This window comes from Parabacteroides sp. An277 (assembly GCF_002159645.1).
In the GTDB taxonomy this organism is placed as follows: domain Bacteria; phylum Bacteroidota; class Bacteroidia; order Bacteroidales; family Tannerellaceae; genus Parabacteroides.
Genome location: NZ_NFJB01000011.1, coordinates 1 through 19,266, shown reverse-complemented (window position 1 = coordinate 19,266; position 19,266 = coordinate 1). Strand labels below are relative to the sequence as shown.

Genomic DNA, 19,266 nt, shown 5'->3' with positions numbered 1-19,266 from the left:
TTAATATTCTCGTTCACCAAAGATGTAAGTTCCTACCCGAATCATGTTGCTCCCTTCGCGAATGGCAAGCTTGTAATCATGGCTCATGCCCATTGAGAGCACCGTGAAATCCTCCATGCCCTGGAAGGCAGTCGATTTCAGTTCTTCGAAGAGCACATGGAGGGTATGGAATTCGCGCGCGATTTGCGCCTCGTCGTCGGTCAATGTCGCCATCCCCATGAGGCCACAGATGCGGACATGGGGCAGGTCGGGCAAATGAGACACCAACGCGCGGCACTCTTCAGGAGAGAATCCATGCTTTGTCTCCTCTTCTGCCACGTGAATCTCCAGCAAGACACGCAGGATACGTCCCTGCTTCGCCGCTTGTTTTTCTACCTCTTGCAAGAGTTTGAGCGAATCGATACTATGGATAAGGTGGATGAACGGAGCGATGTCTTTCACCTTATTGCTTTGGAGCGGACCAATGAAATGCCATTCTACATCGGCAGGCATCACCTTCGCTTTGGCTACCAGCTCTTGTGCCCGGCTTTCGCCAAAGATGCGTTGCCCTGCGTCGTATGCTTCTTGAAGCGCCTCTACGGGATGAAACTTCGAGACGGCCACGAGCGTCACTCCTTGGGGGAGCGAGGCTTTCAGTTCCTGAATATGTTGCGCTATGTTCATCTTTGTCTTTTTTCTTTATGCGTTCGCCTTCAGTTCGGCCATCCGTTCTTCGTCCGATTTCGGTTCAGCAGGGACGCGGTCGGCATCAAACGGGAAGACATCCATCAGCATCGTTTCCGCTACGGAGGCGATGGTATAATCCGAGAGCGTTCCCTTCATGCCCTCTTCGAGCACGTTGATGGCCTCTTTCAGTGTGGAAGCTTGGGCGAGCATCATGGCGGCCGTCTTCTTCTCCGCGCCGCTCTTCTCGTCGAGTGTAATGAAATATACCTTTATTTTATAATAGCGATCCCCGTTTTCGTTGAAGAAAAGTTCCGAAATCCGGGCCCGTTTGATATCTGTAATCGTGAATTCGCCTGTGATGAAGGGACGGATTTCCTCGATGATGCGCGTTTCCGCCTCCGTAAAGGAAAGGGCATCTACGAGGTATGGTTCTGTTACTTTCTTTTGCATCCCATTTTCCATCATCTTCTCATACGATACTTTGCATTCAAACCAATTGTGCATTTTATTATTGTTTTTAAGTTTGTTCTTGTTTTCTCTTCGCAAAGGTAATAGCATTTTGTAAATAAAACAATCCGTCGGCATAGAATTTGTACTTGCTTTTAAAAAAACATAGGCGTAAATGCCGGGAAACACAAGCTTGAATCCGCCCGAATATAACGGTAAATCCGGGCAGTTATAGGTATGAATTTCCTCGAAATCTAAAATAATATTAATAGAAGCCTGCAGGCATATCAGTCGGCGGATATTTTGCCTACTTTTGTTCGTGTGAAATCTTATTAAAGAAGAAGTATGAGTTTGGAATTTTTTAATTGGATATTAATCGCTTTTTCTGCCTTGGGGCTGGTGGTGTTTGTCGCGCTTTTCTTCATCAAGGCGGGATATGGCATGTTCCGTACGAGGCAATGGGGCGTATCGGTACCGAACAAGATAGGCTGGGTGTGCATGGAAGCACCCGTTTTTTTTGTGATGTGGGCGCTTTGGTGGCAGAGTGGGACAGGGGCGAAGGGGCTTCCTTTCCTTTTTTTTCTGCTTTTCGAGTTGCATTATTTCCAACGTTCGTTCGTCTTTCCGCTCTTGCTGAAGGGAAAGAGCCGGATGCCGGTGGCGATTCTCTTGATGGGAGTTGTATTTAATTTGCTGAATGGCTATATTCAGGGCGAATGGTTGTTTTATCTTGCTCCAGATGGTTTTTATGATGAGGCGTTCATCTACCGTCCGGCATATTGGGTCGGGTTGGTGCTTTTCTTTGTAGGAATGGGTATCAATTGGCATTCCGATTATGTAATCCGTCATTTGCGTAAGCCGGGCGATACGCGGCATTATCTTCCGCAGAAAGGCATGTATCGTTGGGTGACGTCGGGGAATTACTTCGGGGAACTGGTTGAATGGACAGGGTTTGCCCTTTTGACCGCCTCACCTGCCGCTTGGGTATTCGTGTGGTGGACTTTTGCCAATTTGGCGCCACGAGCTTATGCCATTCGTCGGAAATATCGAGAGGAGTTCGGGCGGGAAGCCGTAGGAAAACGAAAATGTTTAATACCTTATATATTTTGATATGAATTCTTGTCTATTTACACCCGGGACGATTGGTCCGCTTACGATACGCAACCGGACGATACGCTCGGCGGCGTTCGAGAGCATGTGTCCAGGGAATATGCCCTCACAGCAACTTTTGGATTATCATCAATCGGTCGCCGCAGGGGGCGTCGGTATGACTACGATAGCCTATGCGGCTGTGACGCGTAGCGGCCTTTCTTTCGACCGCCAGCTTTGGATGCGGCCAGAGATTGTCCCCGGTTTGCTAACTATCACGAATGCCATCCATAAGGAGGGAGCGGCAGCGAGCATCCAATTGGGACATTGTGGGAATATGTCACATAAAGCGATATGTGGAGAGACGCCCGTCGGCGCGTCGTCGGGTTTCAATCTTTACTCGCCTACGTTCGTCCGTGGTTTGCGCCGCGAGGAGTTGCCTGAAATGGCGAAAGCTTACGGGAAATCTGTCCGTTTGGCGCGCGAGGCGGGTTTTGATGCGGTCGAAATCCACGCGGGGCATGGTTATTTGATTAGCCAATTCCTTTCGCCCTACACGAATCACCGCAAGGATGAGTTTGGCGGCTCGTTGGAGAACCGGATGCGCTTCATGGACATGTGCATGGACGAAGTCATGAAGGCGGCTGGGAATGATATGGCAGTCCTTGTGAAAATGAACATGCGCGATGGATTCAAAGGCGGTATGGAAATCGACGAGTGCCTCGAAGTGGCAAAGCGTCTGAAGGAAGACGGCGCCCATGCGTTGGTCTTGAGTGGTGGGTTTGTGAGCAAGGCGCCGATGTACGTCATGCGGGGCGAGATGCCTATCAAGACGATGACGCATTATATGGATTGTTGGTGGCTCAAATGGGGCGTGCGCATGGCGGGGAAATACATGATTCCGACTGTGCCGTTCAAGGAGGCCTATTTCTTGGAGGATGCCTTGCGTTTCCGCGACGAGGTGAAGGATATTCCCTTGGTGTATGTGGGTGGATTGGTCTCGCGGGAGAAGATTGACGAGGTGTTGAACCTGGGTTTCCCCTTCGTACAGATGGGACGCGCCCTGCTCAACACGCCGGACTTCGTCAACCGGATGCGCGAATCGGAGACCTGCCGGTGCGATTGTGGGCATAGCAACTATTGCATCGCCCGGATGTATACCCTCGACATGGCGTGCCATAAACGTCTCCGTCGCCCGTTGCCCCGTTCGTTGGAAAAGGAAATCGAACGATTGGAAAAGGAGGCCCAGTCATGAAAGGGCGTGCGGTCATCACGGGTGCCGACGGCGGCATGGGGTTTGAAATCACCAAGGCGGTTGCGTTGGCGGGTTATGAGGTCGTCATGCTCTGCCTCGATGCCGCGGCGGGTGAGAAACGTAAGGAGCAGGCCGTGCGCGAGACGGAATGTAGCGAGATTTCTGTGCGCGAGGTGGACCTTTCGCGGATGAAATCCGTGGAGGCCGTTGCGGCTTCCCTTTTGCAAGAAAACGTGCCCATCGCGTTGCTGATGAACAATGCCGGCACGATGTGTACCCATTTCGAACAGACGGAAGATGGGCTGGAGCGCACGGTGGCGGTCAATTACGTCGCGCCTTACCTGCTCACGCGCCGGTTGCTCCCGCTCATGGGCAAGGGGTCGCGCGTGGTTTGCATGGTCTCGTGCACGTATGCCATCGGCCGCATCACGCCCGAGTTCTTCACGCGCGGCAGGCGGGGTTCCTTCTGGCGCATCCCGATTTATAGCCATACGAAGTTGGCGCTCTGGCTGTTCGTCCGCGAGTTGGCCAGCCGGGTGCGCGAGCGGGGCATTCTCGTGAATGCGGCCGACCCGGGCATCGTTTCGACAGGCATCATCACGATGCACATGTGGTTCGACCCGCTGACCGATATCCTTTTCCGTCCCTTTATCCGGACACCGAAACAGGGTGCGGCCACGGCCGTGCATCTCCTTGTCGACGATTTGCCCGACGGAACGACCGGACAGATGTTCGCCTCCTCCCGCCAGCGCCATTTGGCTCCCAAATATTTGGCGCATCCGCAGATGAAGTCGCTTTGGAACGATACGGAGGCCCTTCTTTCCCAACGAGGGTATGTTTTTTAGTTTACCCGCAAGCGGGCGAGGTCTTTGAAGCGTGTCAAAAGGGTTTCCCGCAAGCGGGCGAGGTCTTTGAGGCGCGTCAAAAGGATTTCCCGCAAGCGGGCGAGGTCTTTGAAGCGCGTCAAAAGGGTTTCCCGCAAGCGGGCGAGGTCTTTGAGGCGTGTCAAAAGGATTTCCCGCAAGCGGGTGAGGTCTTTGAGGTGCGTCAAAAGGGATACCCGCAAGCGGGTGAGGTCATTGAGGCGCGTCAAAAGGGATACCCGCAAGCGGGTGAGGTCATTGAGGCGCGTCAAAAGGATTTCCCGCAAGCGGGTAAGCCTCGGCAATGGCATTTAGAGATAAAAACGTGAACGGTTATACCTATTTATAACATAAAGAAAGAAAATGGAATCGATAAAACAGATTTACAGAATCGGACATGGTCCGTCGAGCAGTCATACGATGGGGCCGATGCGCGCGGCGCAGATGTTTTTAGAGAAACATCCGGAGGCCGCCTCTTTTGAAGTGACGCTTTATGGCAGTTTGGCGGCAACGGGCAAAGGACACATGACGGACGAGGCGATTTTGAATGTGCTCCGTCCTGTCGCGCCGACCACCATCCATTGGGAGCCGAAGGTTTTCCTTCCTTTCCACCCGAACGGGATGCTGTTCGAAGCCTTCGATACGGAAGGGAAAAAGCTGGATTCGTGGACGATTTATAGCATCGGCGGCGGTACGCTGGCCAACGAGACGTACAACGAACAGACCACCAACGAAGTGTATAAAATGCACTACATCCGCGATATCCTGAAGTGGTGCGAAGACACCGGCTATTCCTATTGGGAATATGTGGAACAATGTGAAGGCAAAGAGATTTGGGACTACCTGGCCGAGGTCTGGGAGGTGATGCAAGAGGCCGTGCGCCGCGGATTGGAGTCGGAAGGCATCCTGCCCGGCGGATTGGGTATCCGGCGGAAGGCATCCGATTATATGATCCGGGCGCGTGGATATGGCAGCAGCATCAAGAGCCGCGGCATGGTATATGCTTACGCGCTGGCCGTATCAGAAGAGAATGCGTGCGGAGGGAAAATCGTAACGGCGCCGACGTGCGGTTCATGCGGCGTGATGCCGGCAGTCCTTTACCACCTGAAGGAGACACGCGAGTTTCGCGACTCACGTATCCTGCGGGCGTTGGCTACGGCGGGATTGTTCGGGAACGTGGTGCGTACCAATGCCTCTGTCTCGGGCGCGGAAGTGGGTTGCCAAGGCGAGGTCGGCGTGGCCTGTGCGATGGCCGCTGCTGCAGCCAGCCAACTGTTCGGCGGGACGGCAGCGCAAGTCGAATATGCAGCCGAGATGGGATTGGAGCACCACTTGGGGCTGACGTGCGACCCCGTGTGCGGACTTGTCCAAATTCCTTGCATCGAACGTAATGCCTTTGCCGCCGCGCGCGCCTTGGATGCGAATACCTTCTCCAACTTCTCCGACGGAAGACACCGTGTCAGCTTCGACCAAGTCGTAGAGGTGATGCAGCAAACCGGTAATGACTTGCCCAGCCTCTACAAAGAAACATCGGAAGGCGGGCTGGCCAAGAAATACAACGTAGAACACATGTAGCAGAAAAATAGGGAGGAAACAGGCGTTAAAGCGGGATTTCCTCCCATTTCCCTTTTACTAATTCATACGTCGAGCGGAACCCCTTCTCGCGCAGCAATTGGAAAGCCTCTGCGCGTCCGTCGTTGACCAAGTCCGGATAATGGCAATCCGAATTTACCAAAACCGGGATATGCCGTTCAACTAAGAAAGAAAGAAAATCGACGTGAGGATAGAGTTCTTTTTTCTTGCGGAAGTTTTTGGTGTTGATTTCAATCAGGAGGTTCTTTTCCTGAATCAAATCCAAAAATTCGAGGAAAGCCTTTTGATACCAAGGAGCATTCAAGTCGAATCCGGGGTAATGTTGGGCGTTCATGTAGACTTTGTCCATGTGGCCGACAATATCAAATCCGCCTCGTTCCACCATTTTACACGAAGATTGGAAATAATGCTTCACCAAACGGCGGATATCCTGCCCATAATATAAACGGACTTTCTCAGAGAATTCATGGAAAGAGCCGTCGATACACATCATATTGGCCTCGGCCAACGGATAAAGAAGCGGAAGGAAGTGAATCGACGAAATGCGATAATCCAGCGGGAGTTCTTGGAAATAGGCCGATGATGCGTTATAACTTTCATCCAGGTAATCGATTTCCAATCCGACATAGATTTCCAACTGGTGGGCATATTTCTCTTTGATTCTTTGAATTTCTTTCAAATATTCGTCCATGTTGTCCTTCGACATATTCCAGTTGGTTTCAAAAGGGAGCGGGGAGTGGGAGGAGAATCCGTAGGCGCGGAAATGATGCCGGATGGCGAATTGTACGAAATTCTCAGGAAAACTGCGTCCATCGCAAAAGATGCAGTGGCTATGATAATTGCTATATTGCATAGAAATGTGAGTCCTTGATGATTAGGTAGAAAAATAAAGACACGGAGCGCCGTATAGTGCAGCCCCCGTGTCTTTTTGTTTTGTATCTGGTTATTTCAATACACCCAGTTCTTTCCCGACTTTGATGAAAGCAGCGATGGCTTTGTCCAAATGGGCTTTTTCATGACCTGCCGAGAGTTGGACACGGATACGGGCTTGTCCTTTGGGAACTACTGGATAATAGAAGCCCGTGACGTAGATGCCTTCTTCTTGCATTTTAGCTGCGAAATCTTGTGAAAGTTTGGCATCGTAAAGCATAACCGCACAAATAGCCGATTGCGTCGGTTTGATATCGAACCCGGCAGCCAGCATCTTATCGCGGAAATAAGTGACATTGTCCATTAATTTATCATGCAATGCATGGCTCTCTTTCAATATCTTGAACATTTCCAGGCTGGCACCTACGATAGCAGGGGCAACTGAGTTGGAGAACAAGTAAGGACGCGAACGCTGACGGAGCATATCGATAATTTCCTTCCGGCCCGTCGTGAATCCACCCATCGCACCGCCGAAAGCTTTTCCTAATGTACCCGTGAAGACATCAATGCGTCCGTAGCAATTGAATTGTTCTGCCACACCATGTCCCGTCGGGCCCACTACACCGGCAGAATGCGATTCATCTACCATTACCAAAGCATCATACTTCTCAGCCAATTCGCAAATCTTATCCATAGGTGCTACATTCCCATCCATCGAGAATACACCATCGGTTGCGATGATGCGATGGCGTTGGGCTTGTGCTTCCTGCAGGCAACGTTCCAAATCGGCCATGTCAGCATTGGCATAACGATAGCGTTTCGCTTTGCAAAGGCGTACGCCATCGATGATGGAGGCATGGTTCAATGAATCGGAAATAATAGCGTCCTCATCTGTAAAGAGGGGTTCAAACAAACCGCCATTCGCATCGAAGCAAGCAGCATATAAAATGGTGTCTTCTGTTTTGAAGTAATCAGAAATGGCTGCTTCCAGTTGTTTGTGTAAATCTTGTGTGCCACAAATGAAACGAACAGATGACATGCCATAGCCGTGCGTATCCATCGCTTGTTTAGCAGCCTCGATTAAACGTTGGTTATCAGCCAGCCCCAGATAATTGTTCGCGCAGAAGTTCAGCACATCTTCTCCTGCCCCTACTTTGATGTCCGCACGCTGCGGTGTAGTAATAATCCGTTCGTTTTTGTACAAACCTGCGGCTTCGATGTTAGCTAATTCAGCCGCCAAGAAATCTTTGAATTTTCCGTACATATTGTATTAGTTTAAAAATGAAATTTTTATAGACCGATAAAAAGATACCGGTGGATGAATCCATTTAGTCCCTTCTTTTCGGCGAAACAAAGTTCTTATTTTTTTTCGAGATAAGGATGAAAAAAATCAAGAAAATCATGCAAAATCTATTTTTTATTCTTGTACCTTTGCGGAAGTGAAAATATAACTCACATAAAATCTAATAAAGGAATGAAGAATATATTGATTATTGGTTCGACGGGCCAGATTGGTTCGGAGTTAACGATGAAGTTGAGAGGTATTTATGGCGGAGACCATGTAGTGGCAGGATATATTCCGGGGGCAGAGCCGAAAGGCGCATTGTTGGAATCAGGTCCTTCTGCTATCGTAGATATTACCAACGAACAACAAATAGCAGAAACCGTATCTCGGTACCGTATCGATACGATTTATAACTTGGCTGCCTTGCTTTCTGCCGTGGCAGAGAAGAAGCCTCAGTTAGCGTGGAAGATTGGTATGGGTGGCTTGTTCAATGTTTTGGAAGTGGCTCGTGAAATGGGTTGCGCTGTATTTACCCCCAGTTCTATCGGTGTATTTGGCAATAACACGCCGAAAGACAAGACTCCGCAAGATACCATTCGCAATCCTCGTACCATGTATGGCGTGACAAAAGTATCGGGTGAGCTTTTGAGCGATTATTATTTCATCCGTTTCGGTGTTGATACGCGTTCGGTTCGTTTCCCGGGCTTGATTTCTTATGTAACACCTCCGGGCGGCGGTACTACCGATTATGCAGTAGATATTTATTATTCAGCAGCTAAGGGCGAGAAGTTCATTTGCCCGATTGCGGCAGGCACATTTATGGATATGATGTATATGCCTGATGCTCTCCGCGCAGCTATTGAAATCATGGAAGCAGATTCCTCGAAGTTTGTCCATCGAAACTCCTTTAATATTGCTTCGATGAGCTTTGATCCGGAAATCATCTACCATAATATTAAGAAATATGTTCCTAATTTTGAAATGGAATATCAAGTAGACCCGTTGCGTCAAGCTATTGCGGAATCATGGCCTAATTCGCTCGATGATACTTGCGCGCGTGAAGAATGGGGTTGGAAACCGGAATATGATTTGGATACTATGACCAAGGACATGCTCCAAAAGCTGGGAGAAAAGTATAAGAAATAAACGAGAAACCGTTTGAATTATAACGAGAATCGTTTGGGAAATAAACGAGTTTCCCAGGCGATTCTTTTTTTGTGCAAACTCTCTGTCGGCGGGATACTTTTCCCTCTCTTTAAGAGCTTCGTTTGTTTTCTTTGTTAAGATGAAAAAGGAGGGCTGGAAAGTTATTGACTCCCCGTCAATAGCATCCAGCCCAGAGGTATATATACAAAATGAAAAAAGAAAATCGTAATTATTCTTCTCCTTTTAAAGCCGGGAGACTGATATGGTATTTAACCGCCAAGACACGAGCCATAAAAACAGCTACAGCCGCAATGAACTGTGTAAGCGACAAGGGAACCCCCATACGGTCGCATCCATAATATACAAGCCCTCCGAAAACGCAAGCCAATGCATAGATGTCTTTTCGGAAAATGAGAGGTTCCTCGTTGATAAGAATATCTCGCATCATTCCACCAAATGCACCTGTAATGGTACCCATAACGATAGCTACCCAAAAAGGAAAACCAAACTCAATGGACTTGGCTATACCTACGATGGCAAACAAACCTAATCCTACGGCGTCAAAGATGAAAAAGGTGTTGTTCAATCGTATCACATACTTACGAAATACCAGTACAAAGAGAAGGGCTAATCCCGATATGACCATATAAGAGGGTTGTGTCATCCAGAAGGGTGTAGCATTTAAGAGAATGTCGCGAATGGTTCCACCACCGACTGCTGTCACAATTCCTACGACGTAAGCGCCAAACCAATCGAACTTTTTGGCTGATGCCAGGCGAATTCCGCTAATGGCAAAAGCGAAAGTCCCCACATAATCGCACAACGTAATGAAGTCTATCATTCTATCGTGAGATTATGCGTTTTGCCATATACCCCAAGCAGCAAAAGCTTGAAGGAGTAACATCTCCAATCCATTTTTTACAATTGCGCCATGCTCTTGTCCTTTTCGCATGAAAAGTGTCGTATCTGGGTTGTATAATAAATCGTAAAGGAGATGGAAAGGTGTAAGGCAGGCATACGGAATATCCGGACAAGCGTCTACGTGGGGAAACATACCTAATGGAGTCGTATTTACAATGACGGTATATTCAGCCATGATTTCAGGAGTAAGTTCTGCATACGTAAAACATCCACTTTTCTTTGTTCGGGAAACCAATGTGGATTCTATCCCCAATTGCTTCAATCCATATACAACCGCTTTAGAAGCTCCACCTGTGCCCAACACTAATGCTTTACGGTGTGTTTCGGTAAGCAACGGTTCGATAGATTGCTTGAAACCAATGACATCTGAGTTATATCCTATTAATTTGGTCTTTCCGAATAATCCTTTGGTGAACTTGATAACATTGACGGCTCCTATCTGTCGTGCATCTTCATCAAGGTCGTCCAAATAGGGTATAACTTGTTCTTTGTAGGGGATCGTGACGTTCAATCCATTCAGTTCAGGATTCTCTTTCAAAACCTCTTTAAAATCCTTGATCGAGGGAATTTCAAAGTTCAAATACTGGGCGTCAATATTCTCCGATTCAAACTTTTGGTTGAAATAATTGCGAGAGAACGAGTGCCCTAACGGATAGCCTATCAAACCGTATTTTTGCATAATACTTATACTTTAATCTCTGATTTATTTAATACCTGTGTACAACGAACATATTCCAAAGGTAAGCGACTGGGATTGTACCTCTCGATAACCAACCTTCGAGAGTAATCCTCTCATCACCTTACCCTGTGGAACTACTTGTATAGAAGCGGGCAAATAGCTATAAGCAGCCTTTTCCCGAGATATCCACCGTCCGATAGTTGGGATGACGATACGGGAGTATAACGCATAAAGTTGTTTCATGGGAAAACGTTCGGGTGTAGATAACTCCAATATCATTACTTGGCCACCCGGTTTCGTTACACGATACATCTCGGCCAGTCCTTGTTCGATATGCTCGAAGTTTCGTACACCAAAAGCTGCAGTAACAGCATCGAAACGGTTATCTTCATACGTTAAATTCATGCAATCCTGGTACTCGAAAGTAATGTATTCCGATAATCCGGCTTGACGTACTTTGTTTCTTCCTACTTCCATCATACCTTCCGATATATCTACGCCTGTGATATGCTCCGGAACCAGTTCACGTTGCATTTGCAAAGCCAAATCTCCCGTTCCTGTGGCTATGTCTAATAGCTGTTTCGGAGAAAAAGGGCGCAGGAAACGAATTCCCTTCCTGCGCCATCCTTTGTCGAAGCCAAATGAGAGCGTATGGTTCAGCAAATCGTATTTTCCCGCGATGGCATCGAACATACGTTTCACTTGTGTGCCTTTATGCTCTTCCTGATTGTAAGGGAGTACATTTTCTGAACCTATACCCATGCGTTACTTCTTATTAGAATAATTATAATGTATTCAAGTATTCAGTTACATTCTTCTCGATACGTTCGGCAATGTGCGAGGTATCTGCTTTAACAAACGATTCGCCCGTGATGTGTTCGAACAATTCGATATAGCGGTTACTGATATTTTCTACGATTTCGGGAGTCATTTCAGGTACTTGTTGCCCTTCTTTTCCTTGGAAACCGTTTTCCATCAACCATTCACGTACAAACTCTTTCGAGAGTTGTTTCTGGGGTTCTCCTTTGGCAAATCGTTCTTCGTAACCTTCGAGGTAGAAATAACGCGAAGAGTCGGGTGTGTGGATTTCGTCCATCAGATAAATTTGCCCGTTGTGCTTACCGAATTCATATTTGGTATCTACGAGAATCAACCCACGTTTCTCAGCGATTTCCGTACCCCGCTTGAAGAGTGCCATTGTGTATTTCTCTAACAGGGCATATTCTTCAGGCGTAGCTAATCCGCGAGCCAAGATTTCTTCTTTCGAGATATCCTGGTCGTGCTCGCCAATCTCGGCTTTTGTCGTAGGCGTGATAATCGGTTCGGGGAAGCGTTCGTTTTCGCGCATGCCTTCCGGAAGCTTCACGCCACAGATTTCACGTACCCCACTCTTATAAGCACGCCAAGCGCTTCCGCAAAGATAACCGCGTACAATCATTTCGACTGGGAAACCTTCGCATCGTACGCCTACTGTAACCATCGGGTCGGGCGAAGCCAGTTTCCAATTCGGGCAGATATCTGTCGTGGCATCCAGGAATTTAGCGGCAATTTGGTTTAACATTTGTCCTTTATAAGGAATACCTTCCGGCAAAATGACATCAAATGCCGAGATGCGGTCGGTAGCCACCATGACCAATAAGTTATCCTTTATCGAATACACATCACGTACTTTCCCATGATAAACGCTCTCCTGACCCGGAAAGTGGAAATCTGTCTTTACTAATGCTGCTTTCATAATCTTATTTATCTTCTTTTATTTGAGTATTTGATTCTTTCTTTGTGGCGCGTTGCTTCCGGTCAAACTTATCGTATGCTTCCACAATGCGTTGCACTAACTTATGTCGGACGATATCTTTCTTGGTGAATTCCACACGTCCGATGCCATCTACCTCTTTCAAAATGCTCATTGCTTCTTTCAAACCAGAGATGGTCGAAGCGGGAAGGTCTATTTGCGTCATGTCGCCCGTTACGATCATCTTCGCGTTCATGCCCAACCGGGTGAGGAACATTTTGATTTGATGGGTAGTCGTATTCTGCGCTTCGTCAAGGATAATCACCGCGTCGTTCAATGTCCGTCCACGCATGAAGGCCAAAGGGGCTATTTGGATGACATTATTCTCCATATATTCTTTCAATTTCACGGCCGGAATCATATCTTGCAAGGCATCGTAGAGCGGTTGCAAGTAAGGGTCGAGCTTGTCTTTCATCTCGCCCGGGAGGAATCCTAACTTCTCGCCTGCTTCTACGGCCGGACGACTCAGGATAATTTTCCGTACTTGTTTATTCTTCAACGCTTTTACCGCAAGGGCAATGGCTACGAACGTTTTTCCCGAACCGGCCGGACCGGTGGCAAATACCAGGTCGTTCTCGTCGAATGCCTTGACCAACTTCTGCTGGTTTTCGGTGCGGGCGGTGATGGGCTTGCCATTCATGCCATGGATAATCAGGTTCTCCTGCTTTACCACCGCCGGGCCTTTGCCTTTAATGATATCGATGATAACCTCTTCAGATAGTGTGTTATACTCTTCGCAATACTTTTCTATTTCACGAATCTTCTTTAAAAACAGTTCAGACTCCTCTTCATCTCCGATGACTTTCATTACATTGCCACGCGCGACGATGCGAAGCTTCGGGAACAACGTCTTAATCAATTGCATGTTACTGTTGTTCACACCGTAGAATATCACCGGGTCTACCGTCTCAAGAATGTATATTCGCTCTATCATCCAATTTATTTTTCTTTTAAATGGTAGGCAAAATTAGCAAAAAATACGGATAGTTCGACCTTTCAGGGCGAAATAAATCTACGAATTTGTTCCAGTTTCCTCCTCCCGTTTGCCGTATGAACTAATTTTTATACTTTTGCATCCATGATTGACCCGGCAGGAAAGGTTCCGGAGATGCCGAGGAAAAAGCCGAAAGACAGGGATAAATTCTTCTGGAGCTCGGTACCTATTCTTCGCGCATCGTCGATATTTTTGTATCTTCAGGCTAAAGATATACAAATATCGCCGATACTTGTACAAATATCGTCGATATTTATAGAAATGATAGGCAAGAACGGAAGTTTCCATAGGCATGTCGGGAAGTTTTGATAGGCATAAAAGAAAGAATAGACAATGGACGAAAAGAAAAAACAAGGGATTTGGTTGGCAATCATTTGCTTTGTGGTATTGTTTTTATTTATGGGCGAGACGTCGTTCCATACGAAAGGCGAACCCCGTGAGGCGGTAGTTGCGCTCTCGATGCTAAAGGATGGCAATTGGATTTTGCCGGTGAATAATGGAGTGGATATTGCTTATAAGCCGCCTTTGTTCCATTGGATGATTGCGGTGGCTTCGAGCGTGGTGGGCGAAGTGACGGAATATACGGCGCGGTTTCCGTCGGCTTTGATGCTGATGGTCATGCTCTTGGCGGGCTATGCCTTTTATGCGCGGAGGCGGGGAGCAGAGGTAGCGATGGTGGCTTCGCTGGTGACGCTCACGAACTTCGAGGTGCATCGGGCGGGAGTCAATTGCCGGGTAGACATGGTGCTGGCGGCTTTCATGGTATTGGCACTATACTTATTATATATATGGTATGAACGCAGGTTGCGAGGTGTACCCTGGTTGGCCATCTTGTGCTTGAGCGGCGCAGCATTGACCAAAGGACCTGTCGGGATTGTCCTGCCATGTGGGGCGGCTTTCCTCTTTTGTTGGATGAAGGGATATCGTTTCCTTCCGCTCGTAGGGAAGTATGCTTGCGTGGCGTTGGCGGCTTGTATCCTTCCGATGCTTTGGTATATAGCGGCCTATCAGCAAGGAGGCGAACGTTTCCTCTCATTGGTGGTGGAAGAGAATGTGCTTCGTTTCATGGGCAAGATGACGTATGGTTCGCACGAGAACCCGGCCTATTATAACTTGGTTACGCTTGTGGCTGGCTTTGTGCCTTATACGCTCTTTTTAGTTGTTTCCCTCTTTTTCTTGAAATATAAGAAGCCTGAACTCCAGTTTAAAGGGCTGTGGGCGAGACTCACCCAGGCTATCCGCACGATGGACGAGACGCGGCTTTATACACTTACCTGTGCCGTAGTCATCTTTGTCTTTTATTGCATACCGAAGAGCAAGCGAAGCGTGTACCTTTTACCGATGTATCCCTTCGTGGCCTACTTTATCGCGGAGTACCTCCTTTATCTCCGGAGGCAATACCCGCGGGTACTGAAGATTTCGGTTTATATCCTGAGTGTGGCGAGCCTGCTTCTATTGGCGCTCTTCCTTTTTATCCGTGTGGGAGGTGTGCAAGAAGCATGGATAGGCGGAAGGCATCCGGAAGAGACATGGGCTTATATCCAAGCGCTGCGATACGTGCCGCTGGGCGTAGTGCCTCTTCTTTTGTTGGCTCTTTCCGTGATGACCATTTACTATTCCGCCCTGCATGTGAAAGAGAAACGGGAGTTGCTTTCACCCCTCTTTGCGTTGGTATTGTCTATTTATTTGACATTGGACGGATTCTATCAACCTACCGTGCTCAATGTCAAATCAGATAAACCCATGGCTCGCGAGATTGCTACCCTCGTGCCCCAGGGGCGGATTTATTCCTACCGGAGCGAGAATACGGAAGGGAATCCGTTGCATCCCTTTACGGTGAACTTCTATCTGGGCGACCGGATAGTGCCTTTCCAAGCCTTCCTGCCTGAAGAGGGTTACCTTCTGATGGGCGAACACGAACGCGAGCCTTTCTTGAAACAATACGCTGATTATGCATTGGAAGATATCTATAATTCGAACCGGAGGAGTTGCGACGACCATAGCGTGGTCCATTTGTATCGCTTCCGGCAAACCCATAAGCAAAGCATTACGAAATGAATACACATTTGCTCATTGTCGTACCGTGTTATAATGAAGAGGCGGTCTTACCCGAGACGAACCGCCGTCTTTCTGCGCTCCTCCAGCGGCTGGAAAAGGAAGGGCGTATCCAAGAGGGACATATATTATATGTAGACGATGGAAGTCGCGACGGAACTTGGACGCTTATCTGCTCTTTTGCTTCGGAAGGTTTTCCGGTACGCGGATTGAAATTGGCCCATAACGTAGGGCACCAACATGCGCTCTGGGCGGGACTGGAATATGCCGCGTCTCATGCCGACGTGGCCATCAGCATCGATGCCGACTTGCAAGACGACGTGGAGGTCATTCCCCAGATGATTGATTATTACCGCCAAGGTACCGATATCGTGTATGGTGTCCGTCAGGAACGATGTACCGATACCTTCTTCAAGAAACATACGGCACAGGCCTTCTATAAGCTCATGAAAGAGATGGGGGGCGAGATTGTGTACAACCATGCCGACTTTCGCCTGATGAGCCGTCGCACGTTGCAAGCCCTCATGCAATACCCGGAGCGAAACCTTTTCCTGCGGGGTATGGTCTGCTCGTTGGGTTTCCCTTCCGCTGTGGTTTATTACGACCGGCAGAAGCGAATGGCGGGCGAATCGAAATATCCTTTCAAGAAGATGCTGAGTTTTGCTATCGATGGTATTACCTCCTTTTCGGTCCGTCCGTTGCGCTACATTGTGTTGGTGGGGTTGTTGATGATTCTCGTGACGTTGGTAGCTATTATTTATGGTATCATTTCGTATGCGAAGGGAGATACGATACCGGGCTGGACTTCCCTTTTGGTTTCCACATGGTTTATCGGCGGGGTGGTGATTACATCGGTCGGCATTATCGGGGAATATGTAGGGAAGATTTATACGGAAGTGAAACGTCGTCCGCTCTACCTTATCGAGCAATGCATCGGGGAAGAGAAAGGGGAAACGTTGCCTACGCCCTCCCGATAGTACTACCAAGGATGTCTTGGTAACGTTACCAAGAGTGTCTTGGTAGTATTACCAAGCCTGCCTTGGAAGCATTACCAAGGGTGCCTTGGTAGTACTTCCAAGGGTATCGAGGGAGAAAATCCTTAGCTTTTCAACGTCCGTCCCTTCTGCGGATACTTTCGCCAGAGGCTCCACCATTTCAGTTTCAGAACACCGAAGAGGGCTTCGCCAAAGATGGAGGAATTCATCTTCGAAGTCCCCAGCACGCGGTTGATGAAGATAATGGGTACTTCTACGAGCTTGAACCCGCACTTGTAGGCCGTGAACTTCATTTCGATTTGGAATGCATAGCCTTTGAAATGGATTTGGTCGATGCCGATAGTCTCGAGCACTTCGCGTCGGTAGCAGACGAAGCCGGCCGTCGTGTCGCGGATGTCCATGCCGGTCACGAAGCGGACATAGACGGAGGCGAAATAGGACATCAGTACCCGTCCTAACGGCCAGTTCACCACATTTACCCCATTGCAATAGCGCGACCCGACAGCTACGTCTCCGCCCTGTTCCGTGCAAGCGGCATAGAGGCGCGGGAGGTCTTCGGGGTTATGGCTGAAGTCGGCATCCATCTCGAAAATATAATCATATTGATGCTCGATGCACCATTTGAAGCCACAGATATAGGCCGTGCCCAATCCTTGTTTACCCGCTCGTTCGACAAGGAAGAGCCGTTCGGGGAATTCTTTCTGCAGGGCCTTAACGATTGTAGCCGTCCCATCGGGCGAGCCGTCGTCGATGACCAGGATATGGAACTCCTTTTCCAGTCCGAAGACAGCACGAATGATGTTTTCAATGTTTTCTTTCTCGTTATAAGTAGGTATAATTACAATACTATCCGACATACTTCCTAACTATTAAATACGATGTAATCTTTTTGTCACACAAAAATAGTGCAAAGTATTGGGAAAACTACCATAATCGGCTGCTTTTTTCTTATTTTTGCAGGTAAGAAATTTGGAATAGAAGATGAAAATGCAAGAGTTGATGGAGCGATATGCTACGCTTATCGCCGGTTTGTTTTTGATGTCGATTGGCATCGCGTTGAGTATTCACGCCCAGTTGGGCATTACGCCTATTTCTTGTCCGCCTTATGTATTGAGTCTGGGTCTGCGCCCGACAGTAGGACAATTTACGATAGCGATGCACGTTTGCTTTGTGCTGATTCAGGTGGCTATCTTGCGTAAGTCGTTTCCTAAATTGCAGTACATGCAGTTGGTGATGGGATTCCTGTTTGGCTTTTTTATTGATTTCTCGGTGTGGCTCACCGAATGGATGGTGCCCGAGGCCTATTGGATGCGGATATTGTATGTCGTTGTTGGGTCGGCTATCTTGGCAGTGGGAATTGTGTTTGAGGTCACACCTAAAGTCATGTTGATTGCAGGCGAGGGGCTTATGCTCGTCTTGGCCAAGCTCTGGAAAAAACCTTTCGGGAAGGTAAAGATTGGGTTCGATTGTTCGTTGATTGCGATTAGCCTGGTGTTTTCCCTTTTTCTTTTTGGCGAGATACGGGGCGTGCGCGAGGGAACGTTGCTATCCGCCTTGCTGGTGGGATTCTTTGTGGGGAAGATTCAGCCGCACATGGCGTGGCTGGGTGCGTGGCTCGACCGGCACCAGCCGGTAAAACAGGCGGACGAAGCGGGATATACGGTGGTGACGATTGCCCGCGAGTTTGGCAGCGGTGGGCACGAGATAGGAGAGAAGCTTGCCGCCCGTTTGGGTTGGAAGTTCTACGACCGCGAACTGGTGAACCTGACCGTGGGAAATAGTGGTCTCTCAACCCGTTATGTGGAGGCACACGATCAGCGTCTGACCTCCTTCCAGCGCGTCTGGAAAGATATTTGGATGGATAACTTGATGCCGGTCGACGAGAGTCTTTCGCCCGACGACCGTTTGTTTGTGGCCCAAAGCCGCGTCATCCGCCATGCTGCCGACGAAGGGCCGTGCGTCATCGTAGGGCGATGCGCGAATGTGATTCTGAAAGACCGCCCGCAGACTTTCCATTTGTTCATTTCGGCCGATGCAGCCTTTGCTTGCCAACGCATTGCGGCTGAACAACATCTTTCTTCGGAAGAGGCCATGCATGAAATCCATCGCATCAACCAACTCCGAGCCAACCATTATAATTATTACACCCAGCAGACATGGGGCGACCCTTCGGGCTACGACCTTTGCATCCGGAGCTCTTCGTTGGGTATCGAGGGTGCGGTTGATACGATTTATAACCTATTGACTACTAAGCGACCCTAACGCGTCACGAACAGTACTGCCCGGACTTTACGGTCAGAGGCGACCATTCCCCCTTAGCAAGGTAATTTCCTACCTCAAGCTAAGGGGATTTTTCTGGCTCAGTAGAAATTTAGTGGGGATATGCATATAGTTTTGCAATACGGAATAAGAAGAACTTCTTATCAGCAACCCCTCTGAGGTTAGCCCTGAAGAGTTTGACTTTTGCATTGAAGGACTCTGCCAAGGCATTGGAAGATCGGTTGTTATAGAAGTTCAGGATCTCATCATAATGCTCATGGAAGGTAGCGGCTATGACGTTAAATGAGTGAAATCCGGCTTCTTCCACTTTGTTGTACCACCGTGCCATGGACAGAC

General features: G+C 48.5%; 20 protein-coding genes. 8 read left to right on the top strand and 12 right to left on the bottom strand.

Annotation, left to right across the window (positions count from 1 at the left end; genetic code table 11):
• Together B5F77_RS05925 and B5F77_RS05920 are read right to left on the bottom strand one after the other, a co-directional pair.
• Complete coding sequence (locus B5F77_RS05925) at positions 1-663, bottom strand: YggS family pyridoxal phosphate-dependent enzyme (RefSeq protein ID WP_087328947.1); 663 nt, start codon at positions 661-663, stop codon at positions 1-3.
• 15 nt (positions 664-678) lie between these two features.
• Positions 679-1,170, bottom strand: a complete 492-nt coding sequence (locus tag B5F77_RS05920) for a DUF4494 domain-containing protein (RefSeq protein WP_087329065.1) — start codon at positions 1,168-1,170, stop codon at positions 679-681.
• 288 nt (positions 1,171-1,458) lie between these two features.
• Here B5F77_RS05920 and B5F77_RS05915 point away from each other — a divergent pair, with 288 nt between their 5' ends.
• From B5F77_RS05915 to B5F77_RS05905, 3 genes are read left to right on the top strand one after another with little or no spacing between them, the layout of a single operon-like run.
• On the top strand, positions 1,459-2,223 hold the full coding sequence (locus B5F77_RS05915; RefSeq protein WP_087328945.1) for a DUF1295 domain-containing protein: 765 nt from the start codon (positions 1,459-1,461) through the stop codon (positions 2,221-2,223).
• 1 nt (position 2,224) lies between these two features.
• A complete protein-coding gene (locus B5F77_RS05910) occupies positions 2,225-3,457 on the top strand; it encodes an NADH:flavin oxidoreductase (RefSeq protein ID WP_087328943.1) in 1,233 nt (410 codons plus the stop codon).
• Entirely contained in the window at positions 3,454-4,302 is an 849-nt protein-coding gene (locus B5F77_RS05905; protein ID WP_087328941.1) for an SDR family NAD(P)-dependent oxidoreductase, read from the top strand. Before B5F77_RS05910 ends, B5F77_RS05905 begins: the two co-directional genes overlap by 4 nt.
• On the opposite strand, the gene B5F77_RS05900 is transcribed toward B5F77_RS05905, so the two are convergent.
• Positions 4,299-4,631 (bottom strand): hypothetical protein, encoded by a 333-nt coding sequence (locus B5F77_RS05900; RefSeq protein WP_087328939.1) that lies wholly within the window; start codon positions 4,629-4,631, stop codon positions 4,299-4,301. The two genes, B5F77_RS05905 and B5F77_RS05900, sit on opposite strands and share 4 nt — an antisense overlap.
• 52 nt (positions 4,632-4,683) lie before the next feature.
• On the opposite strand from B5F77_RS05900, the gene B5F77_RS05895 reads away from it, so the two are divergent.
• The gene (locus B5F77_RS05895; protein ID WP_087328937.1) at positions 4,684-5,895 is read left to right on the top strand and encodes an L-serine ammonia-lyase; all 1,212 of its coding nucleotides are present in this window, start codon (positions 4,684-4,686) and stop codon (positions 5,893-5,895) included.
• A 25-nt stretch (positions 5,896-5,920) separates the two neighbouring features.
• Here the strand turns inward: B5F77_RS05895 and B5F77_RS05890 are convergent, their stop codons facing one another.
• Positions 5,921-6,766 carry a histidinol-phosphatase gene (locus B5F77_RS05890; RefSeq protein ID WP_087328935.1) on the bottom strand — a complete coding sequence of 282 codons (846 nt, stop codon included), beginning with the start codon at positions 6,764-6,766 and terminating at the stop codon, positions 5,921-5,923.
• A 90-nt stretch (positions 6,767-6,856) separates the two neighbouring features.
• On the bottom strand, positions 6,857-8,047 hold the full coding sequence (kbl, locus tag B5F77_RS05885; RefSeq protein ID WP_087328933.1) for a glycine C-acetyltransferase: 1,191 nt from the start codon (positions 8,045-8,047) through the stop codon (positions 6,857-6,859).
• 210 nt (positions 8,048-8,257) lie between these two features.
• Here kbl and B5F77_RS05880 point away from each other — a divergent pair, with 210 nt between their 5' ends.
• Positions 8,258-9,214, top strand: a complete 957-nt coding sequence (locus tag B5F77_RS05880; protein ID WP_087328931.1) for an NAD-dependent epimerase/dehydratase family protein — start codon at positions 8,258-8,260, stop codon at positions 9,212-9,214.
• Positions 9,215-9,443: 229 nt separating this feature from the next.
• On the opposite strand, the gene B5F77_RS05875 is transcribed toward B5F77_RS05880, so the two are convergent.
• From B5F77_RS05875 to B5F77_RS05855, 5 genes are read right to left on the bottom strand one after another with little or no spacing between them, the layout of a single operon-like run.
• Entirely contained in the window at positions 9,444-10,055 is a 612-nt protein-coding gene (locus tag B5F77_RS05875; RefSeq protein WP_087328929.1) for a trimeric intracellular cation channel family protein, read from the bottom strand.
• Between the two features lie 12 nt (positions 10,056-10,067).
• A complete protein-coding gene (locus tag B5F77_RS05870; RefSeq protein ID WP_087328927.1) occupies positions 10,068-10,814 on the bottom strand; it encodes a shikimate dehydrogenase in 747 nt (248 codons plus the stop codon).
• A gap of 24 nt (positions 10,815-10,838) precedes the next feature.
• A complete protein-coding gene (gene ubiE, locus B5F77_RS05865; RefSeq protein ID WP_087328925.1) occupies positions 10,839-11,576 on the bottom strand; it encodes a bifunctional demethylmenaquinone methyltransferase/2-methoxy-6-polyprenyl-1,4-benzoquinol methylase UbiE in 738 nt (245 codons plus the stop codon).
• A gap of 22 nt (positions 11,577-11,598) precedes the next feature.
• On the bottom strand, positions 11,599-12,549 hold the full coding sequence (locus B5F77_RS05860) for a phosphoribosylaminoimidazolesuccinocarboxamide synthase (RefSeq protein ID WP_087328923.1): 951 nt from the start codon (positions 12,547-12,549) through the stop codon (positions 11,599-11,601).
• A gap of 4 nt (positions 12,550-12,553) precedes the next feature.
• Positions 12,554-13,540, bottom strand: coding sequence for a PhoH family protein (locus B5F77_RS05855; RefSeq protein ID WP_087328921.1), 987 nt, complete (start codon positions 13,538-13,540; stop codon positions 12,554-12,556).
• 393 nt (positions 13,541-13,933) lie between these two features.
• On the opposite strand from B5F77_RS05855, the gene B5F77_RS05845 reads away from it, so the two are divergent.
• On the top strand, positions 13,934-15,658 hold the full coding sequence (locus B5F77_RS05845) for a glycosyltransferase family 39 protein (protein ID WP_087328917.1): 1,725 nt from the start codon (positions 13,934-13,936) through the stop codon (positions 15,656-15,658).
• A complete protein-coding gene (locus B5F77_RS05840; RefSeq protein WP_087328915.1) occupies positions 15,655-16,632 on the top strand; it encodes a glycosyltransferase family 2 protein in 978 nt (325 codons plus the stop codon). Before B5F77_RS05845 ends, B5F77_RS05840 begins: the two co-directional genes overlap by 4 nt.
• 122 nt (positions 16,633-16,754) lie before the next feature.
• Here the strand turns inward: B5F77_RS05840 and B5F77_RS05835 are convergent, their stop codons facing one another.
• On the bottom strand, positions 16,755-17,507 hold the full coding sequence (locus B5F77_RS05835) for a polyprenol monophosphomannose synthase (RefSeq protein WP_087328913.1): 753 nt from the start codon (positions 17,505-17,507) through the stop codon (positions 16,755-16,757).
• Positions 17,508-17,631: 124 nt separating this feature from the next.
• Here B5F77_RS05835 and B5F77_RS05830 point away from each other — a divergent pair, with 124 nt between their 5' ends.
• On the top strand, positions 17,632-18,912 hold the full coding sequence (locus B5F77_RS05830; RefSeq protein ID WP_087328911.1) for a cytidylate kinase family protein: 1,281 nt from the start codon (positions 17,632-17,634) through the stop codon (positions 18,910-18,912).
• A 109-nt stretch (positions 18,913-19,021) separates the two neighbouring features.
• On the opposite strand, the gene B5F77_RS05825 is transcribed toward B5F77_RS05830, so the two are convergent.
• On the bottom strand, positions 19,022-19,266 hold a 245-nt coding region (locus B5F77_RS05825; protein ID WP_239445749.1), incomplete at its 5' end, for a transposase.